2 protein-coding genes are annotated in these 1,267 nt (G+C 39.5%); both read right to left on the bottom strand.

All coding sequences use genetic code 11. The features are described 5' to 3' along the window. Nucleotides 1-154 precede the first annotated feature (154 nt). Complete coding sequence (locus F6K37_RS02650) at nucleotides 155-898, bottom strand: DUF2927 domain-containing protein (protein WP_008184401.1); 744 nt, start codon at nucleotides 896-898, stop codon at nucleotides 155-157. Nucleotides 899-1,087: 189 nt separating this feature from the next. Beyond that, on the bottom strand, nucleotides 1,088-1,267 hold a 180-nt coding region (locus F6K37_RS02645; RefSeq protein ID WP_287247989.1), incomplete at its 5' end, for a hypothetical protein.

Below are 1,267 nucleotides of genomic sequence, written 5' to 3'. Positions count from 1 at the left end.
TCTGGAACACTGGCACCGATGGGCTTGACATCAAGCATTTCTCTTTCTCCTTTTAGGTCCCAACTCTTACCATATCGTCAATGCTTTTACTCATTTTTTTGTTAAGCAATATTTCGCCAGCAGCATCCGTTATTAACGCACCTTACAAGTATAATTACCTCTCAAACCGGAGGCTATTGAGAACATTGATCACTTCTGCTTTAGTCATTCCGGGACGAATTTCTGGTCTATATAGCATTTCTATGACAGCTTGATCAATCTCAGCATATTCGGTCGTATCAGTCCAGCCTTGGAAAAATACACTATTTCTGTATTTATAGGAATCCCTCATCAGTCCTATAGATTGGGTGAGCTCTTCTCGGATTAGGTGAGACCGTGCCTTTTGGGTAATACTAGTTGTAGAAATCATAATTCTTGACTTATAAATAACTTGGTTATTCCACCAAGTGCGAACAAACCCAAAATTGACCGGTCGATAGTATGGCTCATAGCGACGAAACTCGTATTCGGGAACAAAATAAATCTTGAGATTGGGATTATTATCATCAAAATTTATTTGAATTGAACCTTGGGTAATCGTATTTATTTCATCAATAACGGTTGACAAAGTCTGCCAATCTTCAGGGGTTGGCAAGCCGATAACCTTAATCCTCAGATTTTTGTCCCATTTTTTGATAGTAGGATTGGAGGAGCCGTATTCCGAGCCTAAGGCAATTTCTAAAAAATAATCAATTTGAGCTTGAGTATAGTTTCGGTTGTCAATTGATTGGAGAGTCGGTTGTGTGCTACTTAGCTCATAATTATTCCCATAAGTGGGTGGTTGATAGGTAGATGGGATCAAAAAACCTAAGAAACTCAGAATAACAGACTTGACGATTGGCAAACAAAAATTACGCATGGTCACTCGCTTCGCTCCAATTCAAAATTATCAATTCAAAATTCAAAAATACCCCAGGAATTAATTCGAGGCATTGAAACATCGCTTCGCTCCAATTCAAATAGTCTTTTTCCATAAATGAATTCAGGGGCTTGTATCCTTAGGTTCATAAGCGAGGGGGTTTTGGCACAGTGATGATCAGCGATCGCATCACTGTGGAGCGCCGATCACAAAAAAAACCCCAGCAGTCAGCTGGGGGCAATTATCCAGGAGATTTACCTTTTGAGGGTAATTATCGAGTAGATTTACTTTGATCACATCCGTTATAACTCTTAAATCCAGCAGGAAATTGACTAGCTCCGGAAAGATTTCATGGTTGGGCTCAAAAAA

The organism is Moorena sp. SIO4E2, assembly GCF_010671945.1.
GTDB lineage: Bacteria > Cyanobacteriota > Cyanobacteriia > Cyanobacteriales > Coleofasciculaceae > Moorena > Moorena producens.
The sequence above is the reverse complement of the archived record's forward strand: the minus strand, read 5'-3'. Positions and strand labels throughout refer to the sequence as shown.

Bases quoted from the DNA above. Each gene is read 5' to 3' on its own strand.
- F6K37_RS02650 (WP_008184401.1), bottom strand. From the start codon at position 898: ATGCGTAATTTTTGTTTGCCAATCGTCAAGTCTGTTATTCTGAGTTTC.